The sequence below is a fragment of the Microbispora sp. ATCC PTA-5024 genome (genome assembly GCF_000511135.2).
In the GTDB taxonomy this organism is placed as follows: domain Bacteria; phylum Actinomycetota; class Actinomycetes; order Streptosporangiales; family Streptosporangiaceae; genus Microbispora; species Microbispora corallina.
Window position 1 is genome coordinate 1,138,720 of record NZ_KI866524.1, and the last position, 22,629, is coordinate 1,161,348.

The 22,629-nt window shown below is 71.1% G+C and carries 23 protein-coding genes and 1 pseudogene; 13 read left to right on the forward strand and 11 right to left on the reverse strand.

Annotated elements, in window-relative coordinates:
• Window positions 1–90 precede the first annotated feature (90 nt).
• A complete protein-coding gene (locus MPTA5024_RS25855; protein WP_036328820.1) occupies window positions 91–669 on the forward strand; it encodes a helix-turn-helix transcriptional regulator in 579 nt (192 codons plus the stop codon).
• 122 nt (window positions 670–791) lie between these two features.
• Here MPTA5024_RS25855 and MPTA5024_RS25860 read toward each other — a convergent pair whose 3' ends face one another.
• The 6 genes and pseudogenes from MPTA5024_RS25860 to MPTA5024_RS25880 form a co-directional block, all read right to left on the reverse strand.
• Window positions 792–1,277: a hypothetical protein gene (locus MPTA5024_RS25860; protein WP_036328821.1), complete on the reverse strand. Its 486-nt coding sequence runs from the start codon at window positions 1,275–1,277 to the stop codon at window positions 792–794.
• A gap of 1,012 nt (window positions 1,278–2,289) precedes the next feature.
• On the reverse strand, window positions 2,290–3,201 hold the full coding sequence (locus MPTA5024_RS42590) for a ferritin family protein (RefSeq protein WP_198167369.1): 912 nt from the start codon (window positions 3,199–3,201) through the stop codon (window positions 2,290–2,292).
• Between the two features lie 232 nt (window positions 3,202–3,433).
• Entirely contained in the window at window positions 3,434–5,053 is a 1,620-nt protein-coding gene (locus MPTA5024_RS25870; protein WP_051458633.1) for an SMI1/KNR4 family protein, read from the reverse strand.
• 187 nt (window positions 5,054–5,240) lie between these two features.
• Window positions 5,241–5,327: pseudogene (locus tag MPTA5024_RS44355) on the reverse strand (DUF4291 family protein); the annotation flags it as partial.
• 98 nt (window positions 5,328–5,425) lie between these two features.
• A complete protein-coding gene (locus MPTA5024_RS25875; RefSeq protein WP_036328823.1) occupies window positions 5,426–5,836 on the reverse strand; it encodes a VOC family protein in 411 nt (136 codons plus the stop codon).
• Window positions 5,837–5,996: 160 nt separating this feature from the next.
• Window positions 5,997–6,323 (reverse strand): antibiotic biosynthesis monooxygenase family protein, encoded by a 327-nt coding sequence (locus MPTA5024_RS25880; protein ID WP_198167370.1) that lies wholly within the window; start codon window positions 6,321–6,323, stop codon window positions 5,997–5,999.
• Between the two features lie 50 nt (window positions 6,324–6,373).
• On the opposite strand from MPTA5024_RS25880, the gene MPTA5024_RS25885 reads away from it, so the two are divergent.
• From MPTA5024_RS25885 to MPTA5024_RS25910, 6 genes are all read left to right on the forward strand, one after another.
• Window positions 6,374–6,985 (forward strand): DUF998 domain-containing protein, encoded by a 612-nt coding sequence (locus tag MPTA5024_RS25885; RefSeq protein WP_036328826.1) that lies wholly within the window; start codon window positions 6,374–6,376, stop codon window positions 6,983–6,985.
• A gap of 137 nt (window positions 6,986–7,122) precedes the next feature.
• Complete coding sequence (locus MPTA5024_RS25890) at window positions 7,123–7,653, forward strand: YlcI/YnfO family protein (protein ID WP_036328828.1); 531 nt, start codon at window positions 7,123–7,125, stop codon at window positions 7,651–7,653.
• A gap of 73 nt (window positions 7,654–7,726) precedes the next feature.
• Entirely contained in the window at window positions 7,727–8,572 is an 846-nt protein-coding gene (locus tag MPTA5024_RS25895) for a DUF4097 family beta strand repeat-containing protein (protein ID WP_036328829.1), read from the forward strand.
• A 29-nt stretch (window positions 8,573–8,601) separates the two neighbouring features.
• A complete protein-coding gene (locus MPTA5024_RS25900) occupies window positions 8,602–9,564 on the forward strand; it encodes a daunorubicin resistance protein DrrA family ABC transporter ATP-binding protein (protein WP_036328831.1) in 963 nt (320 codons plus the stop codon).
• Window positions 9,561–10,400, forward strand: coding sequence for an ABC transporter permease (locus MPTA5024_RS25905; protein WP_036328832.1), 840 nt, complete (start codon window positions 9,561–9,563; stop codon window positions 10,398–10,400). Before MPTA5024_RS25900 ends, MPTA5024_RS25905 begins: the two co-directional genes overlap by 4 nt.
• A gap of 130 nt (window positions 10,401–10,530) precedes the next feature.
• Window positions 10,531–13,641: an ATP-binding protein gene (locus MPTA5024_RS25910; protein ID WP_036328834.1), complete on the forward strand. Its 3,111-nt coding sequence runs from the start codon at window positions 10,531–10,533 to the stop codon at window positions 13,639–13,641.
• A gap of 6 nt (window positions 13,642–13,647) precedes the next feature.
• On the opposite strand, the gene MPTA5024_RS25915 is transcribed toward MPTA5024_RS25910, so the two are convergent.
• The 3 genes from MPTA5024_RS25915 to MPTA5024_RS25925 form a co-directional block, all read right to left on the reverse strand.
• Entirely contained in the window at window positions 13,648–14,496 is an 849-nt protein-coding gene (locus MPTA5024_RS25915) for an ABC transporter permease (protein WP_036328836.1), read from the reverse strand.
• Window positions 14,493–15,461, reverse strand: a complete 969-nt coding sequence (locus MPTA5024_RS25920) for a daunorubicin resistance protein DrrA family ABC transporter ATP-binding protein (RefSeq protein ID WP_036328837.1) — start codon at window positions 15,459–15,461, stop codon at window positions 14,493–14,495. Before MPTA5024_RS25920 ends, MPTA5024_RS25915 begins: the two co-directional genes overlap by 4 nt.
• Before the next feature lie 139 nt (window positions 15,462–15,600).
• Window positions 15,601–16,158 (reverse strand): HXXEE domain-containing protein, encoded by a 558-nt coding sequence (locus MPTA5024_RS25925; protein WP_084369981.1) that lies wholly within the window; start codon window positions 16,156–16,158, stop codon window positions 15,601–15,603.
• 262 nt (window positions 16,159–16,420) lie between these two features.
• On the opposite strand from MPTA5024_RS25925, the gene MPTA5024_RS25930 reads away from it, so the two are divergent.
• From MPTA5024_RS25930 to MPTA5024_RS25940, 3 genes are all read left to right on the forward strand, one after another.
• Entirely contained in the window at window positions 16,421–16,855 is a 435-nt protein-coding gene (locus MPTA5024_RS25930; protein ID WP_036328839.1) for an SRPBCC domain-containing protein, read from the forward strand.
• Between the two features lie 9 nt (window positions 16,856–16,864).
• Window positions 16,865–17,215, forward strand: a complete 351-nt coding sequence (locus tag MPTA5024_RS25935) for an ArsR/SmtB family transcription factor (protein ID WP_036328841.1) — start codon at window positions 16,865–16,867, stop codon at window positions 17,213–17,215.
• Window positions 17,216–17,370: 155 nt separating this feature from the next.
• Window positions 17,371–17,988: a TetR/AcrR family transcriptional regulator gene (locus MPTA5024_RS25940; protein ID WP_051458635.1), complete on the forward strand. Its 618-nt coding sequence runs from the start codon at window positions 17,371–17,373 to the stop codon at window positions 17,986–17,988.
• A 42-nt stretch (window positions 17,989–18,030) separates the two neighbouring features.
• On the opposite strand, the gene MPTA5024_RS25945 is transcribed toward MPTA5024_RS25940, so the two are convergent.
• Complete coding sequence (locus MPTA5024_RS25945; RefSeq protein WP_051458636.1) at window positions 18,031–19,095, reverse strand: hypothetical protein; 1,065 nt, start codon at window positions 19,093–19,095, stop codon at window positions 18,031–18,033.
• A 125-nt stretch (window positions 19,096–19,220) separates the two neighbouring features.
• Between MPTA5024_RS25945 and MPTA5024_RS25950 the strand changes: the two genes are divergently transcribed.
• Complete coding sequence (locus MPTA5024_RS25950; protein WP_084370022.1) at window positions 19,221–20,120, forward strand: aminoglycoside phosphotransferase family protein; 900 nt, start codon at window positions 19,221–19,223, stop codon at window positions 20,118–20,120.
• A gap of 48 nt (window positions 20,121–20,168) precedes the next feature.
• Here the strand turns inward: MPTA5024_RS25950 and MPTA5024_RS25955 are convergent, their stop codons facing one another.
• Window positions 20,169–20,942, reverse strand: a complete 774-nt coding sequence (locus MPTA5024_RS25955; RefSeq protein ID WP_036328848.1) for an NAD(P)H-binding protein — start codon at window positions 20,940–20,942, stop codon at window positions 20,169–20,171.
• 196 nt (window positions 20,943–21,138) lie between these two features.
• Between MPTA5024_RS25955 and MPTA5024_RS25960 the strand changes: the two genes are divergently transcribed.
• Window positions 21,139–21,660: a SigE family RNA polymerase sigma factor gene (locus MPTA5024_RS25960; RefSeq protein WP_036328851.1), complete on the forward strand. Its 522-nt coding sequence runs from the start codon at window positions 21,139–21,141 to the stop codon at window positions 21,658–21,660.
• A 23-nt stretch (window positions 21,661–21,683) separates the two neighbouring features.
• Window positions 21,684–22,595, forward strand: coding sequence for a hypothetical protein (locus MPTA5024_RS25965; RefSeq protein WP_036328854.1), 912 nt, complete (start codon window positions 21,684–21,686; stop codon window positions 22,593–22,595).
• Window positions 22,596–22,629: the final 34 nt, after the last annotated feature.

A 22,629-nucleotide genomic window follows, 5' to 3' on the forward strand; every position in this document is an offset into this window, starting at 1 on the left:
TCCAAGTCTCCGAACGTTTCTGCGAAGCCATGCTCGGAGCCTGTGGCCGTCCCGGCCCAGCAAATTTGCGAAAGCTGCAAAATGGAGAGCATGGAAGCCGAACTCGCGGAGATCCTCGACGGCATCGGGCCCCGGCTGCGCGCCATGCGCCGCGACCGCGGGCTCACGCTTGAGATGCTCGCGGCGGACACCGGGATCTCGCTGAGCACGTTGTCCCGCCTCGAGTCGGGGAAACGGCGCCCCACCCTCGAACTGCTGATCCCACTCGCCCGCGCCCACCGGGTCGCGCTGGACCAGGTGGTGGCCGCGCCGGCCACCGGTGACCCACGGGTCCACCTGAAGCCCCACCGCCGGCAGCGCGGCAGCGTCGTCGTGCCCCTGACCCAGTACCCGGGCCGGGTCCAGGTCTTCAAACAGGTCCTCGCGCCCCGGCAGCCGAAGCTCGTCACCCATCCCGGCTACGAATGGCTCTACGTCCTCGCCGGCACACTCCGCCTCATCATCGGCGAACGCGACTTCGCACTCCGCCCCGGCGAGGTGGCCGAGTTCGACACCAGTGAACGGCACTGGTTCGGCCCTGCCGACACGAACACCGTCGAGATCCTCCACCTGTTCGGACCGCACGGCGACCAGGCCGTCAATCGCACCGAGCCCTCGGCGCCGTCGTGACCCGGCACCAAATGGCTTTTCCAAGAGTGTTCAGGTCGGATTCCCTTCACCCGCTTCAATGACCGAAGCCCAGGTCGACCGACATATTCGGGACCTGGGCTTCGGTCAACTGCCGCGCCGGGTCAGTTGAAGGGGTTGTCGTAGGTGCCGCTGCTCTTGGTACGCGTCATGTACTGATATCCGTGGCTGAACCAGCCGGCGGTCACGTCGAAGCGGAGGTTGTAGACGGAACCGCCGAACGAAGCCTCGGCGCTGTACAGGGCCACCTGCTGGCATCCGCTGGCCGACGTGGAACCGGTCCACACCGGGTAGTTCGTGGTGGTGCCGTTGACGTTGATGAGGAAGGACGGCTGGGGGTACGCGCCGCTCTGCCAGCACAGGCTCAGCGAGTAGCGGTACTTCGTGTTGGAGTCATCGAACGCGACGGTCCCTTCGAGGCGGGCCAGCTGCATCCCGGAGCCGTCGTTGGCGATCACCTGCACGTAGACCTGCTGGTCCGGGCCGTACGCGGCATGGGCGGGGCTCACGGGCAGGCAGGTGACGGCCAACGCCGTGACGGCGAGCGCGATCGACGTCGTCAGGCGACGTCCCCACGAGTGTTCGGTCAACTCACACTCCAACAATCCAGGGGGTACGGGAACGCCCGGAGGTTATATAGGGGATCTCGAATGGGTCCAGCACGGCGAAATCGGGGCTCGGTCCCGCCAGCATCTCCGGTATCAGCGGTCACGCCGTTCGTATAGTGACCAGGGAATAGAAGGGAGCCGAAGTCCGCGAAAGCCCCGGTCGGCCGCTGAAAGTTTCACCGTCATCGACCGCGACTGTTCGCGATAAACCACCGGCAGCCTGACCGAACAATCACTGGACCGTGTCCCAGCAGCAGACACCGGAAACGACCGGTAACAATCAACATATTTCAGTCCCGGGATGGTTTGGCGTGATGGCCGTACCAGCGACGGCTCACAATTCCGGACGTTCGTGCGCCGGCCGAAACCCATTCGGCCCGGTGACTGAGAAGCCATAAGACTTGCCGAGAGTCGTTTTGCCGACAGCAGGTGCGGCCGGTGCGAACATCGCGAGAGGTAGAAGCAAGCACCACGGGGGAAGAATGCTGCTCCGAAGACTGATCCTGATCATGGGCGTGACCGTGGTGTCCGCATCACCAGCCGTCGCGGCCGAGGCCTGGGCAGACGGGTTGTCGGCGCCTCCACCGGCTCGGGCGGTCATCCCCGCCCCGCCGGCCGGTCAGGCGCCCGGTACGTGTGCTCCCGGATCGCCGTGCGCGGCGGTCAACTGTGGTCCGGGCCGCGTCTGCGTGCCCTCCCCCAAGCAGTGCTTCACCACGCCGTGCCCGCAGTACGACTGCGTGCCCGCGTCCTCGGTCCCCCGCTCGGATCACCGGCCTCCCTACCCCGGCTCACACCCGGGCCAGTGGCGGCCCCGCCGTCCGGAGCAGCGACCGGCCTACCCGCAGCACTGGCAGCCGGCGGACCGCTCAGAGAGCTCGCCTGTCAGCACTCCGGACGACTCGGCAGCGAACGTCGGGCGGGTGACCGACCTCCAGCCCTGACCCCATCAGTCCGGCTGCTCCCTGTTTGATCGAGATACACCCGCCCCTGGTCAGCTGGACATGGGGCACTGCTTGCCGAGCTTCGACACTTGTTCGGAGAAGGCCTTCGCGTGCTTCAGCTCGTCTTTCGCGGTGTCGTTGAGCACTCTCGCCGCCTCGGTGTCGCCGGCCGCCGAGGCTTGGCGGGCGTAATCGGGGTACATCTGCGTACCCTCGTGCGTCTCCCCCTTGATCGTCGCGCACAGGTTGGTCCCGGTGTCGCGCACGGCGCCGGCCATATTGGCGTGCTCGGCGAAGTGCTCGGTGCGCTCGACGGCGGCCGTCCGGTGGAACAGCTCGGCGAGTCTGGGTTGCCCGGTCTCCCCCGCCCTGTCGCCGTACAGCGTGTACTTGGCGTAGGCGAAGGCCTCGCCCTTCATCGCCGCCCGCAGGTTGTCCAGGGTGCGGGATGAGGAGACCCTGGGCGGCCCGGCCTGGATCTCCACCGGTTTGGCCTGCACGTCGGTCGGGACGGTCGCCCGGGACGACCGCTCGGTGATGGCGTTGCGCGCCTGGACGAAGTTCGCACGGTGCCTGGCCTCGTCCTGGCCGACTTCGGAGAAGAGCCTGGCGGCCTCCTGGTCGCCGTCCGCCTTGGCCTGCTCGGCGAACTGCTTGTACATCGTCGTCGCCTCGTACGACTCGCCCCCGGTGCTGTCGCGGAGGTTCGCCGTGTTGTCGCCGGCCAGGCCGATCAGCTTCGCCTGCTCGGTGAAGTGTTCACGCAGTTCCGTGTGGGCGGTGCGCCGGTACAGCGCCGCCACGTCGGGCAGGTTCTCCCTGTCCGCCTGCCTGGCATAGGCGCGGTAGGTGACGTGCGCCAACGCCTCGCCCTGCATGGCGTTCGTGATGTTGGTACGCGTCGACGGATCGACATCGTCCCCGTGGGGAACGGACGCCGCCTTCGCGTTCCCGGCCCCCACAGCGAGAAGGGTGACCGTGCCGACAGTCGTGAGACAGGCTCTCCAGCAGATGAGACCTCGGGTTCCCATGACGACCCCCCGGGTGTGCGGTGCGGAGCGGTTGCCCGCCCCCGCCGCCGAACGATGAATCCCCTGGCCCTGGTACCCCAACACGGCCGGCCAACCTCCCGAAGCACCCCGGGTTGGGCAAAAGAGCGACGACTCCCTCGGCTCCGGGCCGAGGCCGGGAGCGTCAACCGCGGGTGCTCTCCCACTGCAGTTCGCCCTTGACGACTTTCGGCCGCCAGCCGCGGATCGGCCTGCCCGCCTCCAGGGCCCTCGTGGTCGCCTTCAGCAGGGCGAGGTAGGAGGGCCACACCACGTCGCCCTCCAGGGTGAGGCCCTCCTCGTTGAAGAACTCGCCCGTCTTCCCCGTACGGGTGTCGACGAAGAGGTTCCCGCCGTCATGGGCGTCGGCGAAGGGGATGAGACGGCCGTGCCACCAGTACCCGAGGGAGTCTCCGCCGATGTCGCAGAGCATCTTCCACTCCGTACGGATGTTCTTGGCGGACATCAGCTCGTAGAAGGGGGCGGGACCGAACCCCCACGAGCCGCCGCCGTCGTGCCGCAACAGCGAGGCGCGCAGGTCATCCGGGAACCGCAGACCCATCACCGCCTCCGACCTGGCGATGTCCAGGGGGCGGGCCGGTGGCCGCAGCAGCTTGTACGTGGCGGGCGCCCTCCGGGCCAGCCACCGCTCGAGACGCCGCCAGACCGCGTTCACCTCGGCGGTGACGCCCGGGCCGGGCAGGTGTACCCGGGGCGTACGGCGGGGCGGCAGGCACCCGCCGGCCCGCAACTCCGCGGCCGTCGGCTTCTCCGGGGTCGGCTCCACGGTCGGCGTGGGGGTGGGGGACGGCCGGGGGCCGCCGGCGCAGCCCGGCCGCAGAGGGGCGGGCTCCTCGGCCCAGCGCAACTCGCAGCCCGCGGTGACGACCGGGTACCAGTCCCGCAGCGCCTCACCCCGCTCCAGCGCGCCGGCCAGCGCCTCCAGCATCGCGACGTGCGACGGCCAGCCCATCGGGCCGTCGTACGTCAGCTTCTCCTGCCACGCGGCCTCGCCCACCCGGCCCGTCCGCGGCTCGACGAACAGTTCCCGTCCACTGCTGTCGCTGCCGACGGCGAGGAGGCTGCCGTGCCACACCCCGTTCTCGGGGTCGGCCGCGTCCCGATCGCCGGACTCCACCAGATCCTCACAGTTGGACCAATTGATGTAGTCGATGTCGGACAGGCCCAGCAGGCCGTACGAGGGCGGGAGCTGGAATCCCGCCCCCAGGTTGCCGTCGGCGCCGTCGTGCCGCAGATACGAGACGTACAGGTCGTCCGGCAGCCGTCGGCCGTGGTCGGCCTCCCAGCCGGCGGGGATCTTCGGATCGGCGCCGAACTTGAGCTTCCGGAGCGTGGCCGAGGCGTGCGCGCCCAGCCAGCGTTCGACGCGGTCCCACGCCTGGTTCACTCGCGCGGCGACCGCCGGGTCGGGCGTGCGCGGAGTGTACGTGGGCTCCACATCCATGGCGTCGGGGTAGAACGACGGTACGGCCTCGTCCGTGACCTGGTCGTCCGCGGCCTGGTCGTCCGCCCATCGGATCGGCGGGCAGCCGATGGCCTTCGCCTCCTGGGGCGTGAGCGCCTCCGCCTTGATGCGGGCCTCGAACTCCGGGTCGTCGCAGGACAGCGACACGGTGTCGCCGAAGGACATGGAGGAGCACATCACCGAGTGCTCGATGAGGTCAGGCTCGCCGGCGAGCCCCGCCACCAGGAGTACGGCCACGAGCGCCGGCCGTACGACACGTGCCCGCCGCGGTCCGATCATCCGCGCACCTTATCGATCTTACGTACCGTCGTGCCGGAAAATCGGCCTATAAGCGCATCCACCAGCGTGGTGCGCGTCCGCTCGTCCAGAGCGTCGTACGACAGGTACCGTGCGGTCGCTCGCTGCTCCCGCCTACCACGCCTCAGCATGGTGGCAGGCAGTTCCCGATCGGCTGTACCAGGCGTGCTCAGCCCATATCAACCGTGGTGGTGGCCCAGCCGCAGCGGTACATCATCCACAGGAAGGACGGTTTGATCCAGGTCATCCGTTCACGCTTGAAGGGCGGAACTTGTCATCGGCCCGCCCGCGTGGAGGCTCACCCAGGCCCGGCTCGACGTCCGGCAGATCGGCGGGAGCCGTCACGGTCGCTCATCAGTCCGTGGCGTCGGCTCGCAGGTGGCCGGCGGGCTGGAGCCGGGCGCGCAGCAGGCAGAACTCGTTGCCTTCCGGGTCGGCCAGGACGTGCCAGCTCTCGGCGCCGGTCTGGCCGATGTCGACGGGCCGGGCGCCGAGAGCGAGCAGCCGCTCCAACTCGGCGTCCTGGTCGCGGTCGGTGGCGTTGACGTCGATGTGCAGCCGGAGCTTCCCGGCCCGCGGATCGCTGCTGGGGCTGAGGACGAGGGTGGGCTGCAGGCCGCCGAAGCCCGCGTCGGGCGGGCCGATCTCGATGCTTCCGTCGTCCTCCCGGCTGAGCTCGACGTAGCCGAGGACCTCGCTCCAGAACGCGGCGAGCCGCTCGGGGTCGGCGACGTCGATGACCAGCTCACTGATGCGGCATGCCATGCCCGTCAGTGTACGGAGACCACCCGACAGTCGATCATCCCCCACCCGCTGCCACTTCGCGCTCCACACCAAAGGCCCAGGTCGGGAAGCACATCCCGACCCCCGCCACGCGGAAGCGCCTAACGCCGGGCTCCTCGACCGTCCCGCCGTGAAGGGCGGGTCATCGCGATGTCCCCTCCTCCATGGAGACGACTTCGTCGATCAGAGCGAAGAAGGCCTGGATTCCGGGCAGATTGCCGCCCTTGCTGCGGGAGGCCGCGAAGTCCTCCGGCGAGCGCCACTCCACGATGTCCAGCCATTCGCCGTCGGGCAACTGGACCAGCGTGGCGCCCAGAAATCCGTCCCGGTCGGCCTGGAAGTCCGCGATCATGCCGGCGCGGGCAGCCACGAGGTCGGTCGCACGCTCGGGAGAGACGCGGAACCTGGTGAGTTCTACTGTCGTCGTCACACCATGACGATATGCGGACGAGCAGGTCAGACGAGCCACTCGCGTCAATCTAGGTTGACACTGCACGGGCGTCAACCTACATTGACATCATGAGTGATCGACTGCTGCTCGTCTGCGGGCTGGTCGCCGGCCCCCTCTTCACCGTCGCGTACCTCATCGAGGGCGCCACCCGCGCCGACTACAAGGTGCTGCGCCATCCGGTCAGCTCGCTCGCGCTCGGCGACCACGGATGGGCCCAGACCGTCAACTTCTTCGCCGGGGGCCTGCTGTCCCTGGCCTTCGCCGTGGGCCTCTGGCGTGCCGGACCCTCACACTGGGGCGCGCTGCTGGTCGGCGCGTGGGCGATCGGCCTGCTGTGCGCGGGGGTCTTCCGTACGGATCCGGTGAGCGGCTTTCCTCCCGGGACTCCCGACCTGCCCCAGCACAGCACGCGACAGGGAGTCCTCCATGACCTCTTGTCACTGGCCGGCTTCGTGGCCCTGACCGCGGCCTGCTTCGTGTTCGCCTGGTCGGGCACCCCAGGGTGGGCGATCTACTCGATCGCGAGCGGTGTCCTGTTCGCGGGGACGATGGTGCTGGCCAGCGCCGCCTTCGCCCAGAGGGCAAGCCTGGTCGATCTTGGCGGGTTGATCCAGCGCGTCTCGGTCACCATCGGCTGGGCCTGGCTGGCGGTGCTCGCTGTACGCACCCTGCGTGGCTGATCCGCGGCCCGCCCGCACGGATCACATACAGCGTGACCTGCGCTCTTTCGTCCGGCACATCCGGTGGTGCCACGCATGACACCCCTTCTGAGCCATGATGGCTTGTGAGTGTGCCATCAATGTGCCATATTGGCACCATGGACTTGACCTCGTATGTGAGCAACCTCGGCCGCGAGTTCGCCACGCTTGCCGAAGCCGGCGGTGAGGAGGCGCGCGCACTGGTCGAGCGCCTGACCGGGTCGCTGGAGTCGGCGATCCGGATGACGCTGCTGGAGACGCTGTCGGCCGCCGCCGACGAGATCACCCGGGACCTGGCTCCGGGTTCGGTGGAGCTGCGCCTGCGCGGACGCGATCCGAACTTCGTCGTGACCTCGCCCCCCGCCGAGCCGATCGAGCTCGCGGCGCAGGACGCGGCGGCGACCGGCGGCGCGCCGGACGGCGATTTGCCGATCGCCGAGGACGGCCCGGCCGCGCGGATCAACGTACGCCTGCCGGAGCAGCTCAAGGCCGCGATCGAGGAGGCCGCGGCCAAGGAGGGGCGCTCGGTCAACGCCTGGCTGGTCCGGGCGGCCGCCGCCGCGTTGCAGCGGTCCGATCGCGATCAGCGTCCGGAGCCCCGCGGCGGTGGGAAACGGGCCAGGCAGAGCTTCACCGGCTGGGTGCGCTAGCGCCGCGCGCTCTCCTCTCCCCCTGTCCCCGACCTGCGGGGACGGCTCACCTACCCCTGATGCGGAGACGACCATGCCCAATTACGAGACTCCCGGACCCATTTCCGTCACGCTCGACCTCGGCGCCGGCGACGTCCGGATCACTGCGAGCGACCGGGCCGACACCGTCGTCGAGGTCCGCCCGAGCGACGAGGCCGACGAATCCGACGTGAAGGCCGCTCAGCAGGTCCGCGTCCACTACGCCGACGGCGTGCTCCGGGTCACCGGCCCGAAGGCGCGCGTCTTCGACTTCTCCCACAAGACCCGGTCGGTCGCCGTGACCGTCGAACTGCCCAGCGGTTCCCAGGTGTCCGCCGAGATGCAGGTGGGCGACCTCCGCTGCGCCGGCCGGCTCGGGGAGTGCAGGCTCAAGACCTCCGCGGGGAACTTCCGGCTCGAACGGACCGGCCCGCTGCGCCTGGACACGTCGGCAGGTCACGTCACCGCCGACGGCATCGCGGGCGACGCCGAGATCTCCACCGGCTCCGGCAAGGTCCAGATCGGCGAGGTCGAGGGCGCCGCGGTGGTCAAGAACTCGAACGGCGACATCACGATCGACGCGGTCACCGGCGACGTGCGGGTGCGCGCGGCCAACGGCGACATCCACGTCGAGCGGGCCGGCGCCGGTGTCGACGCGAAGACGGCCAACGGCAGCATCCGCCTCGGCGAGGTGGTCCGCGGCTCGGTCGTGCTCGGGACCGCCATGGGCGACCTGGAGGTCGGCATCGCCGAGGGCACCGCCGCCTGGCTGGAGGTGAACACGGCGTTCGGGCACGTCCGGAACCTGCTGGAGAGCGCCGCCCGGCCCGAGGAGGCCGACGAGACCGTCGAGGTGCACGGCCGCACCTCCTACGGCGACATCACCATCCGCCGTTCCTGATCCGCTCCGGGCCTGGAGAAAGGGAAACCATGTCGACCAACCGATCCCGGGCGGCGATCGCCGCGACAGGGCTGCGGAAATCGTTCGGCGACCAGGTCGTGCTCGACGGGCTCGACCTGGACGTGCGACGGGGAACGGTCTTCTCCCTGCTCGGCGCGAACGGCGCCGGGAAGACCACCACGGTCAAGATCCTCTCCACGTTGATCCGTGCGGACGCCGGTGACGTGTACGTCGCCGGGTACGACCTCGCCCGCGAACCGGACGCGGTGCGCGCCGCGATCGGCGTCACCGGTCAGTTCTCTGCGGTGGACAACCTGCTCACCGGCGAGGAGAACCTGCTGCTGATGGCGGCTCTGCACCACCTGGGCCGGGATGAGGGCCGGCGGCGCGCCGCCCAGTTGCTCGACCGGTTCGACCTGACCGAGGCGGGCAGGAGGCCGGCGTCGACGTACTCCGGGGGCATGCGGCGGCGGCTCGACCTGGCGATGACCCTGGTCGGCAGCCCGCAGGTGATCTTCCTCGACGAGCCGACCACCGGGCTGGACCCGCGCAGCCGCCGCAACATGTGGCAGATCATCCGGGACCTGGTGGCGGGCGGCGTCACCATCTTCCTGACCACGCAGTACCTGGAGGAGGCCGACGAGCTGGCCGACCGGATCGCGGTCCTCGACCACGGCCGGGTGGTCGCCGAGGGAACCGCGGAGGAGCTGAAGCGCCGCATCCCCGGGGGGCACGTTCGCCTGCGGTTCGCCGACTCGAAGGGGCTCGACGCGGCCATGCGGGTGCTGGGGGGTCAGGCCTCCCGGGAGAACGACGCGCTCGCCCTGCGGGTGCCGAGCGACGGCAGCCTGCGCGCGCTGAAGACCCTGATCGGCCGGCTCGACGACCGGGCCGTCGAGGTCGACGAGCTGTCCGTGCACACCCCCGACCTCGACGACGTCTTCCTCGCCCTCACCGGCGCCCCCACCAATGAGAAGGTGACCCCTCGATGAGCGCTGACGCCCTCGCCGTCCCGGCTCCGGCAGACCTCCGTTTCCACCCGCTGCGCGACTCGGTGACGATGCTGCGCCGCAACCTCAGGCGCATGCTGCGGTACCCCTCGATGACCCTGATGCTCGTCGGGATGCCCGTCGTCTTCCTGCTGCTGTTCGTCTACGTGTTCGGCGGCACGTTGGGCGCAGGGCTCGGCGGGCCGGTGCACGGCGGGGCGGCCGCCGGGCGCGCCGCGTACGCCGACTACGTGGCGCCGGCGATCATCCTGATGACCGTGACGGCCACGGTCCAGGGGACCGCGATCTCGATCGCCATGGACATGACCGAAGGCATCGTCGCCCGGTTCCGCACCATGCACATCGCCCGCGTCTCGGTGCTGACCGGGCACGTCCTGGGCAGCATGATCCAGGCGATGTTCAGCCTGGCGATCGTGACCGGCGTGGCGTTTCTGGTCGGGTTCCGGCCCACGGCCGGGCTGGGCGGATGGCTGGCCACGGCCGGCTTTCTGATGGTGGTGACCTTCGCGCTCGTCTGGTTGTCCGTCGCGCTCGGCCAGGTGAGCAAGAGCGTCGAGACCGCGAGCAACCTGCCCATGCCGCTTGTTCTTCTGCCCTTCCTCGGCAGCGGGTTCGTCCCCACCGACTCCATGCCGGCCGGTCTGCGCTGGTTCGCCGAGTACCAGCCGTTCACCCCGATCATCGAGACCCTGCGCGGCCTGCTGATGGACAAGCCCATCGGGAACGACGGGTGGATCGCGCTCGTCTGGTGCGCCGTCATCGCGCTCGGCGGGTACGTCTGGTCGAAGCGGCTGTTCAACCGCGAGTCCTCCCAGTGAAAAAGGTCGTGACGGTTGGGGCTCCGTCCTCCCGAGCCGAGGGCGGGGCCACCGACGGGCCGCGCACCGGGCGCCGTGCGGGTCACGACACAGAACGGGTGGGCGCCTCGGCGAAGCCTAGACTTGCGCCATGCCGATCCACCTGAGCCTGCTCGACGGTGTGCGGTGGCGGGGGCAGCCGGTGGTCGGAGAGAGGGCTCAGGCGCTGCTCGCGGCCCTCGCGCTCGCATCCCGGACCGTGAACGCGGACCGGCTCGTCGCGGACGTGTGGGCGGACAGCGAACCGGCCAATCCGGCGAAGGCGCTGCAGGTCCTGGTGTCCAGGACCAGGTCGGTCGTGGGGCCGGAGGCGCTGGTCACGGAGGGGGGCGGCTACCGGCTCGAGGTTCCGCCCGATCAGATCGACGCCGGCCGGCTGCACGGTCTGACGGGCCGGGCGGGGGCGCTGCTCGCCGAGAATCCGGCCGCGGCGGCCGCGGCCGCGCAGGAGGCGCTCGCGCTGGGCGCCGGAGCGCTGCCGCCCGAGGGTGACGGCCCGCTGGCGGAGGTGCGCCGCCGCGCCGAACACGACCTGGCGTCCGCGCGGGTCGTGCTCGCCCGGGCCAGGAGCCGCAGCGGCGACCACGACCCCGCCCTGCCCGAGCTCGAGGAGGCCGCGCGCGTCCGCCCCGAGGACGAGGGCCTGCTCGCCGACCTCCTGCACAGCGAGGCGGCGGTGCGCGGGACCGGCGCCGCGCTCGACCGCTTCGAGCGCTACCGGTCTGGCCTGCGCGACCGGATCGGCGCCGATGTCGGCCCTGAGCTGCGGCGGGTCCACCGTGAGCTGCTGGCGCTCGACAGCCCCGTGCGCGCCGGCGTTCGCTTCGACACGACCCTGCTGCTCGGCCGCGACGACGATCTCCGACTGGTACGGGCGCTGCTGTCCACCTCCCGGGTGGTCTCGATCCTCGGCCCGGGCGGCCTCGGCAAGACCCGGCTCGCCCACGCCGTCGCGCGGGAGGCCCGGCAGCCGGTGGTGCACTTCGTCGAACTGGTCGGCGTGACCGCGCCCGAGGACCTGGTCGGCGAGGTCGGGTCGGCGCTCGGCGTCCGCGACTCGGTGACCGGACGCCGCACGCTCACCCCGCAGCAGCGTGCCGACGTCCGGGCCCGGATCGCCCAGCAGCTCGATCTGGCTCCCACCCTGCTGGTGCTCGACAACTGCGAGCATCTGGTGGAGGCGGTCGCCGACCTGGTCGCCTATCTCGCCGCGACCACACGGGAGCTGCGGGTCCTCACCACGACCCGCTCGCCACTGGCGATCGCCGCCGAACGCGTGTATCCGCTGCCCCAGCTGGGGACCGGTGACGCCGTCGAGCTGTTCCGCGACCGCGCGACCGCGGCCCGGCCCGGTGTGCACCTCGACGAGGACGACGTGCGGGCGGTCGTGGCCCGCCTGGACGGCCTGCCGCTCGCCATCGAACTGGCCGCCGCGAAGGTGCGGGTGATGTCGCCGGTAGAGATCGCGCGGCGGCTTGAGGACAGGTTCTCGCTGCTGCGCGGCGGCGACCGGAGCGCGCCCTCCCGCCACCAGACGCTGCTGGCGGTGATCGACTGGTCCTGGAACCTCCTCGGCGAGCGGGAGCGCCGGGCCCTGCGTCTCCTCTCGGCCTTTCCCGACGGCTTCGCCCTCGACGCGGCGGAGGAGGTGCTCGGCGACGACGCTCTCGGCGACGTCGAGGAGCTCGTGGAGCAGTCCCTGCTCACCGTGGTGGAGACAGCCGGCGCGGTCCGGTACCGCATGCTCGAGACGGTGCGCGAGTTCGGCCGGATGCGGCTGGCCTCGGCCGGCGAGACCGCCGAGGCGCGGGCCGCCGTACGGGCGTGGGCGGTCGGTCACGCCCACCGGCACGGCGCCCGGCTGTACTCGCCCGAGCAGGTGGACGCGATGGACCGGCTGCGTCCCGAGGAGACGAACCTCTCCGACATCCTGCGTGAGGCCCTCACCGACCCCGACCCGGAAGCGGTCGTGGTGCTGTTCTCCGCGCTGGGCGGCTACTGGACGATCTGCGGAGACCACCCGCGCGCCATCGTCCTGACCCCGGCCGTCGCCGCCGTCCTGGACGGCTGGGTGCCACCGCCCCGGCTCCTCGACCGGGCCCGGCTGGCCGTGAGCATCGCGCTGTTCAACACCGTCATGGTCTCCTGGGACGAGTCGGGGATTCTGGCGCGGCTGCTGTCCGAACTGGGCGCCGACTCGGCGAACCCGGCCGTCCGGGCGCTGGTGACCGCCCTGCTCGCCACGGTGTCGGACACCGAGCGCGGCCTGGACAAGCTGGCCGACGATCCCGACCCGCTGGTCCGCCGGATCGCGCTGCACTGGCTGAGCCACGGCCTGGAGAACGCCGGCGACCCGGTCGGCGCGATCGAAGCGGCCCGAGCCGCCCTCGAACTCGTCGGCGACGACGACGGCCCCTGGCACCGGGCGGTGCTGCACGCCCAGCTGTCCGGCCTTCACGCGCACCTCGGTGACTCCGCGTCGGCCACCAGGCACGCCACCGAGGCGCTCCCGGCGCTCGAACGTCTCGGGGCGGTGGACGACGCCGTCCAGATCCGCGGCACCCTCGCCATGGCGGCGCTGGCCGACGGGCGCCGCGACGAGGCCGCACGGCTGATCGACGAGCTGGAGGCGCTCGCCTCCCAGGGCACCTACGGCGAGGTCCTGTCGCTCGCCGCCGGCAGAGCCCAGCTGGCCCTCGCCGACGGCGACATCGCCGAGGGACTGCGGCGGCACCGCGAGACCGCGGAGGCGCTCCGGAACCTCCGCATCCCGGGCGCGCCGGAAGGCCCGACGGCGTGGGCCATCCTGGGCGAGATCGTCGCGCTCTCGGCGTTCGCGCAGTACGGCGAGGGCGACGACGGCGCGGAGTTCTTCGAGGCGGTGCGGGCCAAGGTCATGACCGTGTTCGACCGGGACCGCCCGCCCAAGGACTTCCCGGTGATGGGGATGGTGCTCGCCGCGCTGAGCACCTGGGGGCTGCGAAAGGGGGCGCTGCCCGCCGAGGACGCGGTCCGGCTCCTCGTGCTCGCCGAGCGGTTCGCCTACAACCGGTTCATCCCGACGATGCAGTGGTCGGTGCTGTCCGCCGACGCCGAACGCGTCGCCCCCGGCGTCATGTCACGGATCGAGGCCGAATACGGGGAACGGCGCGGCCCCGACCTGCTGGCCGAGGCCCGTACCGTCCTGGAGCGGGTGGTCTGAACCCGCCTACATCTTGCGCGAGTACGAGCGGACCGCCAGCGGGGCGAAGATCACGACGACGGCCGCGCAGCCGATGACCGCCCAGCCGACCTCCGCCGTCACGGCCCCGTGGTTGAGCAGGTCCCGCACCGCGGAGACGACGTGCGACACCGGGTTGACCTTCACGAACGCCTCCAGCCAGCCGGGCAGCGTCTCGGCGGGGACGAAGGCGTTGGACAGGAAGGTGAGCGGGAACATGATCATCATGGAGATGCCCTGGACGCTCTGCGCCGACCGCGCCATCGTGCCCAGCCAGGTGAAGATCCACGCCAGCGACCAGCCCGCGATCACCGTGAGCGCGACGCCGCCGACGCAGCCGAGCACGCCGCCACCGGGGCGGTAACCGATGAGCAGGCCGGTGAGGACCGTCAGCACCGACGCGATGCCGTAACGGATCAGGTCGGCGATCATCGGGCCGGCCAGCGGAGCGATCCGTGCGATCGGAAGGGACTTGAAGCGGTCGAAGACGCCCTTGTCCATGTCCTCACGCAGCTGGACACCCGTCGCCATGCAGACGGTCAGGGCCGTCTGGGCGAGGATGCCGGGGATCAGTACCGGGAGGTAGTTCGACACGCTGCCGGAGATCGCGCCGCCGAAGATGAACGCGAACATCGCCGTGAACAGCAGGGGCTGGATGAGGACGTCGAAGAACTGCTCCGGCTTGCGGCGCATCTTTTTCAGGGCGCGCCACGCCATGGCCAGGATCTGGACCCAGGTCTCCTGAAGCAGGCTGTGGGACGTGGTGCGGGCGACCGCGGCGGCCGGGTCGATCCGCTGGGGGTTGAGGGTGGTCGGGGTCAGGGTCTTCGTGGTCATCGGGCGTTCTCCATCTGCGGTTCGTCGGCGCCGTGGCCGGTCAGCGCCAGGAAGACCTCGTCCAGCGTCGGCTTCGCGACGCTCACCGAGGAGATGCCGAGGCCTGCTTCCCGCAGGCCGATCAGGACGTCCGCGGCCCGGTCGGGATCGGGGAGGGGGATGTTCAGGCGTCCCGATTCCGGGCTCAGGACCGGGTCCTCACCCAGCAGCCGGCGGACGACGTTCGCCGCCGCAGCGGTGTCGGCGCCGTCCGCGAGGCCGACCTGCAGGGTCGCGTCGCCGACCTGGGTCTTCAGGGCGTCGGGAGTGTCCTCGGCGACCTTCCGGCCTCGGTCGATCACAGCCACGCGGTCGGCGAGCTGATCGGCCTCGTCCAGGTACTGGGTCGTGAGGAGGATCGTGGAGCCGTCCGTGACCAGCTCACGGATGGTGTCCCACATCTGGCCCCTGGTCCTCGGGTCGAGGCCGGTGGTGGGCTCGTCCAGGAAGATCAGGGGCGGGCGGGTGATCAGGCTCGACGCCAGGTCGAGGCGGCGGCGCATACCGCCGCTGAACTGGGACAGGGGACGGTCGGCCGCCTCCTGGAGGTCGAAGCGTTCGAGCAGGTCGGCGGCGATGACCTTGGCCCGGCTGCTCGCCAGGCCCTGCAGGCGGGCGAACAGCCACAGGTTCTCCCGGGCGGTCAGGTCCTCGTCCACCGAGGCGTACTGGCCGGTGACGCCCACCAACTGCCGGATGCGGTGGGGCTCCCGCCGGACGTCGACGCCGAAGATCTCCGCACGGCCGTCGTCGATGGGGAGCAGGGTGGCGAGCATCCGGAGCATGGTGGTCTTCCCCGCTCCGTTGGGGCCGAGGACCCCGAAGATCTCGCCCTGCCGTACATGGAGGTCGATGCCGTCCACGGCCCGGAAGTCTCCGAACTTCTTGACCAGACTGTCGGCCCGGACGGCACTGAGGTCCGCCATGACGCGTCTCCTCTCTCCGCCGGGTACCTCCCGGCGTACAAGGAGAGCGTCCGCGTCGTCGGCTTCATCGCGGCTTCACGCTGGTTTCACCGCTGACCTGGCGGTTTCACCGCCCCCGTGCCGCGATGTCTTCGGAGGCTCAGCGGCGGCGCACGGCTCGGCGTGCCAGCAGCCTGATCCCGTGGGCGGCGCCGTGCACGCCCAGGATGGCCACGGGAAACAGCGCGGCGTCGGACACCAGGTCACGCGTGCCGGTCTCGGGCACCAGATCCTCCCGGCGCAGACGGCGCCACGCCCACAGCGAGAAGGCGATCACGCCTGGCGAGGTCACCACCCCGGGGGTGTAGCCGCGCGCCGCCGCGCTCTGCCCCAGGTGCGCCACCCCGTGCAGGCCGAATCCGACCAGCACCGTCTGGTAGAAGCCGGACCTGCCGCCGGTCCGGGCGCCGTCCGCGGCGGCCGCGCCGACCAGCACGCCCATCAGGGCGATGGCCGTGGCGACGTGGGTCGCGTCCATCTCCAGCGCCGACCACACCCGGTCGGGCACCCGCGGGTGGCGCTCCTTCAGCCGCCGTGCCTGCCGCCGGGTGTAGGACGACATGGTGACCAGTTCTTCCAGGTCGTGCGCGATGAAGGCGGCCAGCAGCCCCCAGGTGACCGCACTCGAAACCCGCCGACCGCCCGCTTGATGAGTCACGTCGCTCCCCGTCCCGCGCTCCCCTGCCCGGACCCGGCCGCGACGCCGGCACCCGGCTGCTGGAGTTCAGCCTCAGCCCATGGAACTCGGACCGTCAATACGTGAGCCCGGTCCTGACCGCCGCGGACCGCCGGACGCCGGGCGGTCCCGTTCGGGAACAGCGGCGCGATCGAAATAAATGCAACCTGGGGGTTGCATCATCCATGACAGTTGTGCAACTCTGAAGTTGCACAACTGCTGGAACGAAGACGGAGGAGCACCCATGATCGACAACCGCATCGAGCGCGAGATCCTGATCGCGGCGGCGCCCGAAAAGGTGTGGCCGCTGGTGGTGGAGCCCGGGTTCTGGGCGACCGACGACGAGACCACGCACGGCACGGTGGCCACGCAGGGCGAGTCCCTGGTGGCCCGGCACTCGGAGCACGGCGACTTCCCGGTGCGCGTGGAGAAGGTCGATCCGCCGACCTACGTGGCGTACCGGTGGGTCAGCGCGTTCCCCGGCGAGGAACTGCGCGAGGAGAACTCGACCCTCGTGGAGTTCACGCTGACGCCCGAGGGCGACGGCACCCGGCTGCGCGTCGTGGAGAGCGGGTTCGCGACCCTGCCGACGTCCGACGAGAACCGCCACAACGTGGTGAAGGACCACATCCCCGGCTGGGACCACTGCCTCGCCGCGCTCGCCGCCCGCGCTGAGTAATCTACGGTGATGGACCGACGTGCCATGGGCGCCGATGTCGTCGACGGCGTCCTCGCCGCCCTGGCCGATCCGACCCGCCGTCAGCTGTTGGACCTGCTCGCCGAACACGGTCAGGCCACCGCCACGACGCTCGCCGTCGGGCTGCCGGTCTCACGCCAGGCCGTGGTCAAGCACCTCGCCGTCCTCGACGCGGCCGGGCTGGTCGACAGCACGAAGGTCGGACGCGAGGTCCGCTACTCGGTGCGCTCCGCCGCGCTGGACGCGACGGCCCGGTGGATGGCCGCGCTGGCCGCCGAGTGGGACCGGCGCCTGGCAAGGATCAAGCGCGTCGCCGAGGCGGCCGAGCGGGACTCGCGCTGACCCGTCCAGCGGCGCGCCGGCGCACGCCGGTACGGCCGCCACGGGACAGGGAGCGCTGCTCAATGCCGCGATCCTCCCTAATGTTTCGCTATCCAGCGGAATAGGAACGGAACATCACGGGCGGTGGCGGCAACGGCGCGACTACCGTGATGGCCATGGGAGGGGTTGGCGGAGGCGGGCCCGAGCCGGACACGGCGCGGCAACGCGTCATCGAGAAGGCCACCCACCTCTTCGCGTCCCTCGGCTACGACGGAACCTCGGTCCAGATGATCGCCGACGCCGCCGGGCTCGACATCGGCACCGTCACCGACCTCGTCGGCGGCAAACGCGAGCTCTACCTGACGGTGATGCGCCGCACCTACCTCGCCACGCAGGCGATGTTCAACGCGGCGTTCACCGAGTTCACGCCCGACCGGGCGGGCGTCCTCCTGGTGGTGGACCGGTTTCTCGACTTCTACACCGACCATCCCGAGATCCCCGAGCTGTGGATACACCGATGGCTGTCCGACGCCGCCGACATCACCGGTCTCGAGGGGCTCTACCTCAAGCCGCTTCGAGACTCGGTGAAGCAGGCGTTCCGCAGAGCGGCCGGGCCTGGCGCGGACGTCGACATGACTCTGGAGACGATCGTCTGGTGTGTCCGCGGGTTCGTGGTGGGCGGCATGGTCGGCGCGAGCGGCGAGGTCCACGGGCCCGCCAACATCGGGTACCTGCAGCGGTTCCGTGCGTACCTGCACCAGTTGGTGACCCGGTCGCTCGCGCTGGAGCGGTGACCGCCTCGCCGTGCCTCCACCGCCGCCCGCGTGGCGGTCACGTCACCGGGCGGCGTCGGCGTGACTCGCGTCCCGGGGGCGGGCGGCCCGCGCACGCCCGTATTCGGCGAGGGCGTGGAAGGCGGCCTTGGGCTCCCACGGCAACCCCGGGTACGCCGTTCCCGCGCGGCCCTGTCCGAGGACCTTCACGACGCCGTAGCCGGCCACGTCGAAGTCACGTTCCGGGTCGGATGAGGTCGGCAGGTCGCGGCGGGCGAAGGTGTAGACGAAGGCCGCGTCGACCCCCTCCTCGTCGTAGATCTCGAGGAGTCTGCGCAGATAACCGGCTTGTTCGTCCTCGTCCCGCACCACCGTCTCGGTGAGACGGACCGGGCGTGCGTGCTCGTCGAAGTCGACGATCTGGTCGCCCCGGGACGCGCGGTCGCCCGCGCCTGCGTACGAGGCGCATCCGAACTCGGTGACGGCGAACGGCTTTCCCTGCGCGGCCTGCGCGCGCACCCCTGCGCGGAAGCCCGGCCCGGTGGTCGCGTCGTAGTAGCCGGCGTCGGTGGCGATCACGTCGAACGGGGTCCAGTCCACGCCCTCCAGCGGCAGCGAGGCGTAACCGACCGGGCCCCCGAACCGCCGCCGCACCTCGGTGACGGCCCGGGTGAGGAAGGCGTTGACACGCGCACGCGCCTCGCCGAGCGTGACCGCCCTGCGCTCGGGGTCGGCCAGCGCGCGAAGCCGCTCCACGTGCGTGTCCCCGGGGATGAAGCCGCCGGTGAACAGGCTGATCTCGGAGCCGGTGAGGAACACCACGGAGGCGCCCTCCTGACGGAGCCGCTCGGCGCGTCCGGCCGCGTCGGCGAGCAGAGCCAGCAACTCGTCGGACGTGAGTCCGTTCGTGAACGGGGAGTACCAGACCTCCAGCCCGGCCGTCGCGGCGTGACGAGCCGCGATCTCCAGACGGTCGGGGCCGGCCCCGGTGATGCGGACCGCGTCGCATCGCAGGTCCTCGCGGATGATCCGCATCTCACGCCGTACGACGCCGGGATCGAAGGGCTCGTAGGTGGTCGTCCCGCAACTGGAGAAGCCGACGTCGTAGGTGATGCCGAACACGCGCATGAGGTATCCCCCGTGACACTGACCGTAGAGTACGAACAGTACCTTAATAGGGTACTGATGGTACCTTCAAGGTGAAAATCCGTTGCCCGCACGCCGCGCGACGCGTAAGGCTGCCCGGCGTGACGATGCACGCGGGCCAGCTGACGGTGTCACCGGAGACGGTGCGCGCATTGGTGGACGAGCAGTTCCCCGAGTGGCGGGGTCTGCCCGTCACGGGCATCGCCTCGTGGGGGACGGTGAACGCCATCTTCCGCCTCGGCGATCGCCTCACAGCGCGGTTCCCGCTGCAGCCCGCGCAGGCCGGCTCCACCCGCCGATGGCTGGAGGCGGAAGCGGAAGCGGCCCGCGAGCTGGCCGGTCGTACCCGGTTCCCGACGCCCGAGCCGGTCGCGATCGGGGAGCCCGGCGCGGGATACCCGCTTCCGTGGTCGGTGCAGACGTGGCTGCCCGGCGTCGTGGCCGCCGACGAGGACCCGAGCGAGTCGGTCGCGTTCGCCCACGACCTGGCCGCTCTCATCGGCGACCTGCGTTCGATCGACACGCGCGGCCGCACGTTCGCGGGCGACGGCCGGGGAGGCGACCTCCGATCCCACGACGCCTGGATGGAGACCTGTTTCCAGCGCAGCGAAGGGCTCCTGGACGTTCGGCGCCTCCGCCGGATCTGGGAGGACCTACGGAGCCTCCCGCGTACGGCGGACGACGTGATGACCCACGGCGATCTCATCCCCGGCAACGTGCTCGTGTCCGCCGGCCGGCTGGCGGGGATCCTCGACGTGGGCGGCTTCGGGCCGGCCGACCCCGCTCTGGATCTCGTGGGCGCCTGGCACCTGCTCGGGGCAGGGCCCCGGCGGGTGCTCCGCCTCGACCTCGACTGCGACGACCTCGAATGGGAACGAGGCAAGGCGTGGGCCTTCGTCCAGGCGATGGGGCTCCCTTGGTACTACCTCGAAACCAATCCCGTCATGAGCCGGACGGGCCGGCGGACGCTTGAACGCATCCTGGCGGACACCCCCTCGGGGCACTGACGAGAAGGGCCGTCGCACCGTCCGCGCCGGGGACGGCTCAGGAGGCCGTCACCGGGCCTGGGACGCGGAACGGGCCAGGAGGTGGGAGATGACGGTCTCGGCGGGCCTGCCGAGCACGTGCTCCAGATCGGGGGTCTGCCGTTCGAGCGCACCCGCCCGCACCTGGGTGTTGATCCAGCTCATGGGTCCGGGGCCGGCGTCCGGCACCTCCCGGTAGGGCACGTTCAGCGCCTCGGCCACCTGCGGATGGGTCCACAGCGGCCCCGTGAAGTCGTACGCGCGGCCCAGGTGCCCGTCACCCGTCAGCACGTTGGCGGCGGCCTCGGCCAGGTCCGTACGGAAGGCGGTGTTCAGGCCGCGGCCGCCGGTGGCGCCGGTCAGCTCCCAGCCGGAGACCCGGGGGACGAACCCGTCGCTGTAGAAGGGGTGACGCACGATCGTGTACGGCAGGCCGCTGGCGAATATGGCCTGCTCGGTGGCATGGTAGGCCTCCGTCAACCCGGTGGCGACGGTGTCGGCCCCCAGGAAGCTGGTGAAGACGACGACGCCGACGCCCGCGTCCTTGGCGGCGGCCACGGCGGCCAGGTGCTGCCTGATCCTGCGGGCGGTGTCGAGCTCAGGGGACGAGATCAGGAGCAGCCGGTCCACTCCCTCGAAGGCCTCCCGCAGGCTCGCGGGGTCGTCGTAGTCGCCGTGCCGCGCCGCGACGCCCTCGGGAGCCCGGGCGAGATCGCGCACGACGGCCACCACCTCCGTCCGGTCGCGGAGACCGCCGACGACCAGGCGGCCGAGTGCGCCGGAAGCGGCCGAGACTGCGATCATGCAACGACTCCCTCTGTGATCGGTCGCCCAAGTCCACCCCTGTCACGGCGTCCGGCGCCACCGGTTTTCCGCCGGACCGACCGGCACCGCGTGATCCGGCCCGTTCCCGGTCTTCCGGAGATTCCCGGCCTCTCGTCAACCTGGTACGGCACTCAGGGAGTGTCGGAGGTGGCTTTCGCCGACGAGAGGAGACCGGGTGGACGCGGATTTCGTGGAGTTCGTACGGCGCCGGGGCGACCACCATCTGAGAACGGCCGTGCTGCTCACCGGAGACTGGCACGCGGCAGAGGACCTGGTGCAGGCGAGTCTGGGCAAGTTGCACCGGGTGTGGCATCGGCTGGACACCGGCAGCGACCCCGACGCGTACCTGCGGCGCATCCTGGTCAACACCCACCGATCCTGGTGGCGGGCCCGGTGGCGCAGAGAGATCCCCCGCGCCGAGCTGCCCGACCTCCCGGGCCCGGGCGACCCGGGAGAGACGCGGGCGGTGGCCGAGGACGTCCGGAACGCGCTGGCGAAGCTGCCCGCGCGACAGCGGACCGCGCTGGTGCTGCGCTTCTTCGCCGACCTGTCCGAGACGGAGGTCGCCGACCTGATGGGCTGCTCGGTGGGGACGGTCAAGTCCCACACGCACCGCGGGCTGCGGGCGATGCGGCGGCTGGTCTCGCCCGATCTCGCGGTCAACCGAACCGAGGAGGAAGGGAGTGGGATCCGGTGAGACACCGACACGAGGAGCCGTTGATGGACGAGAACCACCTTCGCACCCTGCTCGTCAGGGCCACCGAGGACCGGCCCGCGGGCATCGATCCCATGCCGTCGATCACACGCCGGCCCAGGCGGGTCCTGGTCCCGTCGCTCGCCGCGCTGGGCGTCGCCGCCCTCGCGAGCGTGGTCGTGACGGCGCTACCCGGGAGCCAGGTCTCGGCGCAGGCCCAGGTCACCGCCGCGGTCGACACCACCAGCAGGCAGAGCTACCGCGTCCACCTCCAGGAGGGCGACCGTACGTGGGACGGCGCCGTCGATCCCACCCAGGGCGTCGGTTTCATCGCCGAGACGGGGGGCGCGTCCGAGACCCGCTTCCTGGGCGACCTGATGTACATCAAGCGACGCGACGAGGCGAAGTGGGGCGACCAGGTGAAATGGGAGGTCCAGTCGCGCCGCGCGGAGCAGAAGCCGGGCGCGCCGACGCCCGCCGCGCAGGCCGGGTTCGCCCCACAGGACCTGGTCAAGCTCGCCCCGCTGGACCCGCAGGCGGCTCTCCAGCAACTCCGTTCGGCCACCGACGTCCACGAGGACGGCGCGGCCTCCGGCACCGGCTGGACGGGGCAGCGGTTCGGCTTCTCCCTGACCCCGGCACCGTCCGACGCACCCGAAGGCGCCCGCGCGCCTGTGGGGGCGTCGGGCACCGTCGAGGTGGACGACCAGGGCCGGGTACGGCGCCTGGACGTCACCTTCGACGACGGCGCCCGTGACGTGATGGAGATCGGCGACTACGGGACCCCCGTGACGGTCACCGCCCCGCCCGCCGACCAGGTGGTCTCGCAGCCCGCGGGCGACCCCGGCCCGCCGGCCAAGCCGACCGGTGGCCCCGAGCGGCCGGAGGACAAGACGGCCCGCGACCCCCACGAGCCGGCCAAGACGCCGAACTCCTGATCGGCGCCCACCCGGGCCGGGGCGGACACCACCG